This is a genomic window from Frankia sp. CeCAU1 (assembly GCF_977971845.1).
Window position 1 is genome coordinate 21933 of sequence record NZ_CDWWXA010000056.1, and the last position, 6039, is coordinate 27971.

Annotated in this window: 4 protein-coding genes; 2 read left to right on the forward strand and 2 right to left on the reverse strand. The window is 72.4% G+C overall.

The features are described from left to right. Positions 1-16: 16 nt before the first annotated feature. Entirely contained in the window at positions 17-1321 is a 1305-nt protein-coding gene (locus AC08OO_RS12025; protein ID WP_476610077.1) for a thymidine phosphorylase, read from the reverse strand. Beyond that, on the reverse strand, positions 1318-1752 hold the full coding sequence (locus AC08OO_RS12030) for a cytidine deaminase (RefSeq protein WP_476610076.1): 435 nt from the start codon (positions 1750-1752) through the stop codon (positions 1318-1320). Before AC08OO_RS12030 ends, AC08OO_RS12025 begins: the two co-directional genes overlap by 4 nt. A 121-nt stretch (positions 1753-1873) precedes the next feature. Between AC08OO_RS12030 and AC08OO_RS12035 the strand changes: the two genes are divergently transcribed. Further along, complete coding sequence (locus tag AC08OO_RS12035; RefSeq protein WP_476610075.1) at positions 1874-4150, forward strand: serine/threonine-protein kinase; 2277 nt, start codon at positions 1874-1876, stop codon at positions 4148-4150. A 93-nt stretch (positions 4151-4243) separates the two neighbouring features. Continuing rightward, a partial coding sequence (locus tag AC08OO_RS12040) for a serine/threonine-protein kinase (protein ID WP_476618512.1) occupies positions 4244-6039 on the forward strand: 1796 nt, incomplete at its 3' end.

Consider the following 6039-nt stretch of genomic DNA (forward strand, 5'->3'; position numbering starts at 1 on the left):
GACCGCCGGGACCGGTTCAGCTGATGTGATCGAGGACAAGCGGTGTGCTCGGGGGTGGCGCCGCGGCGACCTCCACCGCTCCCGCCAGGGCCTCCCGGGCCCGCTCGACGCTGGCCGGGTCATCGGTGTGCAGTTCCAGCAACGGCTCGCCGGCCGTGACCGGGTCACCGATTCCCACCCGCCACCGCACGCCCGCCGTCGCGGAGACCGCGTCCTCCTTGCGGACCCGGCCCGCGCCAAGCCGCCAGGCCGCCAGGCCGACCGCTCGGGCGTCCAGGCGGTGGAGATAGCCGGTCGCCGGCGCGGGGACGGTCTCGACATGACTCGCAGCCGGAAGCGGCGCGTCCGGATCGCCGCCCTGGGCCGCGACCATCGCCCGCCACACCGCAAAAGCGTCCCCGGCAGCCAGCACCTGCGCGGGATCATGAAGAGCACCGGACCGGTGGCCGAGTTCGGCGGCGACGAGGTCGATCATCACCCTGGCCAGCGCGACGGTGACCTCCACCAGATCCGCCGGCCCACCACCACGGAGGGTCTCCACGGCCTCGGCCACCTCCAGCGCATGCCCGGCGGTCCGGCCGAGGGGATGGTCCATCCCGGTCAGCAGGGCCTCGGTGCGGACCCCGGCGGCAACGCCGATCCGGACCATCGTCCGGGCGAGCTCACGGGCCTCATCCACCGACGTCATGAAGGCCCCGGAGCCGACCTTGACGTCCAGGACCAGCGCCGACGTGCCCTCGGCGATCTTCTTGCTCATGATCGACGATGCGATGAGCGGGATCGACTCGACGGTTCCGGTGACGTCCCGCAGCGCGTAGAGCCGGCGATCGGCCGGGGCGAGGCCGGCACCCGCGGCGGCGATCACCGCACCCACCTCGGCGAGGAGCTCACGCATCCGGGTGGCCGACAGATCCGCCCGCCAGCCGGGGATCGCCTCCATCTTGTCCAGCGTTCCACCGGTGTGACCGAGCCCCCGCCCGGCGAGCTGTGGGACCGCGGCCCCACAGGCTGCGACCAGCGGCACCAGCACGAGCGAGACCTTGTCGCCGACCCCTCCGGTGGAGTGTTTGTCGACGGTGGGACGTCCCACACCGGTCAGATCCAGGCGCTCCCCACTGTCGATCATTGCGGCGGTCCAGCGGTCCAGCTCGGCGGGAGTCATCCCGCGCCACACCACCGCCATCAGGTACGCCGACATCTGCTCGTCGGCAACCAGGCCCCGGGTGTAGGCGTCGACGAGCCAGTCGACGGCCCGGGGATCGACGGGTCGACCGTCCCGCTTGGCCCGGATCAGATCGACGACGTCGAAGCTTCCGCTCACGCGACACCCGGCAGATCGTGCGGTCCGAACGCTGCGGGGAGCAGGTCCGCGATGGTGCGCACGCCGTCGCCCATGGCGACGAGCAGATCCGGCCCGCCGTGCTCGTAGAGCAGCTGACGGCACCGTCCGCAGGGCGCCAACGGCGCACCGTCGGAGTCGACGCAGGCGAACGCCAGCAGCCGACCACCGCCTCTGGCGTGCAGCGCCGAGACGAGACCGCATTCGGCGCACAGCCCGAGGCCGTAGGACGCGTTCTCGACATTGCAGCCGACGACGATCCACGGGTCGTCACCGGTGGCACGTCCGGCGGCGTCCGGCAGATCCACGACCAGTGCGGCAGCACCAACCCGCAGACCCGAGTAGGGCGCGTAGGCACTCTGTGCGACACGGACAGCAGCGTTCCGCAACCGCTCCCAGTCTTTGTCGTTCACACTCCACCCCATGTCCGTGGTCCGTTCGGTCGCTGTCGCCAGCATGCCCGACCCCCCACGATCCGGCCACGATGTGATCCCATGGACGCGGGCCCCACCGGCGATCGGAAGGGACGACGGGATGGCAGGCGAGTCCCCGGACAATCCGGGTTCGGCCAGGGCGGTGACCCTCGTCGGGGGACGGTACCGGCTCGACGGGGTCATCGGACGCGGCGGATTCGGCGTCGTGCACCGGGCCACCGACGAGCTGCTCCAGCGCGTGGTTGCAGTCAAGGAAGTACGGCTGCCGCTCGGGGAGAACGCGGACGAACGCGGCCTGACCCGCGAGCGGGTCCTGCGCGAGGCGCGCGCCGCCGGTCGGCTGCATCATCCCGGTGCCGTCGCCGTCCTCGACGTCATCGACGATGGCGAGCTGCCCTGGATCATCATGGAATACGTTGACGGCCGGTCCCTCGGCACGATCATCAACGATCGCGGACCGCTGCCGGTCGAGGAGACGTGCCGGATCGGCGTCAGCCTCGCCTACGCCCTGGAGGCCGCGCACCGGCTCGGCGTGGTGCACCGCGACGTCAAGCCGAGCAACGTGCTGGTGACCGCGGACGGCCGGGCCCGGCTGACCGACTTCGGCATCGCGGTCAGCCAGGGGGATCCCCGGCTGACCAGCACCGGGATGGTGATGGGCTCCCCCGCCTACCTGCCGCCGGAACGCGCCCGTGGCGATGCCGGCAGCGCCGCGGGGGACCGGTGGGGACTGGGCGCCACGCTGTTCACCACCGTCGAAGGTTACCCGCCCTTCACCGGCGGTGACCCGATTTCGGTGCTCGCTGCCCTGGTTCAGGGACGACGCCAGCCCTTCCGGCTGGCCGGACCGCTTGTACCGGTGATCGACGACCTGATGGCCCCGCACGAGGCGAGCCGACCACCGCTCACCGTCGTACGCAGGCGACTGCGCGAGATAGTCGAACGAGATGCGGTCCGCCGGCCCTCGCGTCCTTCTCGGCCCACTCGCCCCCGCTCATCGACACGTACCACCTCCCCGGCCGCACGGGCCGTACCGACCACACCGGCCGAGTCCGCCACCGCAGCATCCGCGGCCGCGACCCCCGCAGCCACAACCCCCGCAGCCACGATGCCCGCAGCCACGATGCCCGTGCCGCCCAGAGCACCGGAAACACCGGAAACACCCGTCGGCGCCGCACCGGCACAGGTCGCCGAGACCGTCCTCGCCACGTCACCCGCCCACCCCTCACCTCCCGAGGAGGCCACCGAAGCCGTCCCCTCCGGCGACGTCACCGGGTTCCCGGAGACCGAGACCCGGTCGGAGACCAGTGCCGTCTCCGGGATCAGTGCCGTCCCGGCACCGGTGGCCGCCCTGACCACGCCGGGCGCCGAGACGCGCCAGGACACCGAGACGCGCCAGGACACCGAGACGCGCCAGGAGGCCACGCCGTCGCGGACACCTCGGTCCCGTCCCACCGGGCCGTTGGAGCGCATGCACTCGATCGACCGGATGCGTGCCCTGGGCGGAATCCCGGCCCGGGCCCGGCTCATCGGCCGAGGGCACGGCAACGGTCTCACCGGCGGCGACGTCGAACTGGCTAATCTCTTCGCCACTGCCGCACCGGCCTCCCCGCCGTCGACCGCCCGGCTGCGGCCGGCGCCCGACGGGCCGGCGGGAATCGGGCCGGCGGAAGATCCGCCACGCGACCCCGGCGCCGGTGATCGACGCCGCGTGACCATCGCCGTGGCGACGCTCGTGGCGCTGGTCGCCGCCGCGATCATTGGCATCGTGATCGTGGTGACAGGGGGCCCGGACGACAGGAGCCGCGACACCTCGGCCAACCAGACCGGCGGCATCTCGGCGCCGACCGGAGCCGACGGGTCGGCCCTGGCGGATCCGGCGGCGGCCGGGGACCCCGTCGCCCGGGAAACCACCCCGGTCGCGGGCCCGCCTGGCTGGGTGTCCTACGTCGATCCCACCGCCGGCTGGTCCGTGGCGTACCCCTCGGACTGGCAGCGCCGTGAGGGGCCCGGCGGACCCGGAAACGTCGACTTCGTGGACCCGGCTACCCGGTCCTTCCTACGTGTCGGTAGCGTCAGGCAAGCAAACACCTCTGCCATCGGCGACTGGCAACGCAACGAGGCCGGCTTCCGGCAGAGCGTGCGGGATTATCGGCAGATACGGCTGGCTCCCAGCGATGGTGGGGATGGCACCAACCAGGCCGACTGGGAGTTCGGGTACCGCGGGTCGGACGGGGTCATGGTGCATGTGCTCAACCGGGGTGCAATTCGCAACGGCCACGGATATGCCCTGTACTGGCATACCAGGGAGGATCTGTGGCTGCAGGATCAACCGTTGGTGCGCCAGCTGTTCGCCACCTTCCGGCCCGGTCCGTGATGTCGGCCATCGATGGATTTGCGGTGCCCGTAGTGTTCGGAAAGATGCGGGCCGTCCGGCGCGCGCATCAGTCCATCTGTCAGACTTGACACGATGGCTAAATCGGCAAGCGTGCCCCCGGACACCTCCCGGCATGGCACACCTCGCTACGTAGCGCAACGCTACCGGCTCGACGCGCCCATCGGGCGTGGTGGAGCCGGTGTCGTCTGGCGCGGTGAGGACGAACTACTCCAGCGTCCGGTCGCCATCAAAGAGATCCTCGTGCCGATGGCCGGCGCGCAGAACGAGCGCGACGCGATTCGGGCCCGGGTTCTTCGCGAGGCCCGCGCCCTGGCCAGGCTGCACAGTCCCGCCATCGTCTCGGTGTACGACGTGGTCGAGGAACATCAGCGGCACTGGATCATCATGGAACTCGTCGACGCGGACAGCCTCGGCGATGTGATCCGCAACCAGGGCCCGCTGCCTTTCGACCAGGTCGCCGCGATCGGGCTGGCGCTGACCGACGCGCTCGCCGCGGCTCATTCGGCGGGCGTGCTCCACCGCGACGTCAAGCCCGGGAACGTCCTGCTCGGGCGGGACGGCCGGGTGCGGCTCACCGACTTCGGCATCGCCGCGACCGAGGGCGACGTGACCCTGACCGGCGCTGGGGCCCTGGTCGGCTCCCCGGCCTACATCGCTCCCGAGCGGGTCCGGGGCTCCTCCGGTACTCCCGCGAGCGACCTGTGGGGGCTCGGCGCGACGCTGTACTCGGCCGTCGAGGGTCAGCCGCCGTTCGAGGGCCCGGAGACCTACGCCGTACTGACCGCCGTGGTCGAGGGCCGCCGGCGGGCCTTCCGGCTAGCCGGTCCGTTGCGCAACCTGCTCAGTGACCTGATGGACCGGCCGGCCGAGGAGCGGCCCGACGTGACGGAGATCCGCCGGCGGCTGATCCCGATCGCGCGCAATGCGAATCCGGTACCGGCTTCGGTCATGCACGCCCGTCCTCGGACTGACGAGGAGACGGACGCGAGTTCCGTCGACGTCGGCCTGGAGAACCTCGACGACCCGGCCGAGCCGGCAGCAGGCGCCGGACCGGCCGCGGATTCCCGGTCGGGGTCGAGCGGCGGTGTCGCCGGGACCGCGGGAGTCCAGGCGGGCGAGGCAGCTTCGGCGGCCGGGGGAGACCAGGGGGCTGTCCCGGGCCCGGGGAACCGCCTGACGAACCGCCCGGCGTCCGCCGCCGCGCCGCCCGTCCCCGCTGACCGCGACGTCACCGTGGATCCCCTGCTCAACCCCCTTGGCGGGGCCGCCGTGGCGGCCGCGGGCGCTGCCGGGTCGCGCACCGGTCGCAGGGAACCCGACCGCACCGGCCCATCGAACCGCGTGATCCCGCCGGATCGGACCACGCCGCAGAACCGCGCAGCACCGCCCGGCCGGACGCGGCCCGACCCCGACCACGAGGCGCCGACCAGCATCGGGCTCAACAGCGTGGCGGGGCCTTCGGTGGACGACGACGTGACCCGCATCGGCGCGGTCACCCCCGTGTCGGCGACCTCCGACCTGGATCTGTTCGACGACGACAATCACGCCGCCGGGCTGTTGCCCCTCGGCGAGGCTCGGCGCCGCGCCGAGCCTGCCCGCCACGACGGACACGGTCGCGGACCGGGCGACCCCCAGCGGCGTCGGCAGCGGACGATCGCGGTCGTGGCCGGAGCGGCCATGCTCGTGATGGGCGCGGCCATCGCCCTGACCGTCGGGCTGACCTCCGGCGGCTCGACCCCCGGGCCGAACGATGTCACCGCGCAGCAGACCACGCCACCGCCCATCGCGACCATCGCTTCATCCCCCCCGGCCGTGACTTCACGATCCGCCGCGTCTGAGGTCGTCGCCCCGGACTCCCCGCGCTATAC

What these genes read in the sequence shown, in the direction of transcription:
- AC08OO_RS12035 (WP_476610075.1), top strand. Translation starts at nt 1,874, where the DNA reads ATGGCAGGCGAGTCCCCGGACAATCCGGGTTCGGCCAGGGCGGTGACC.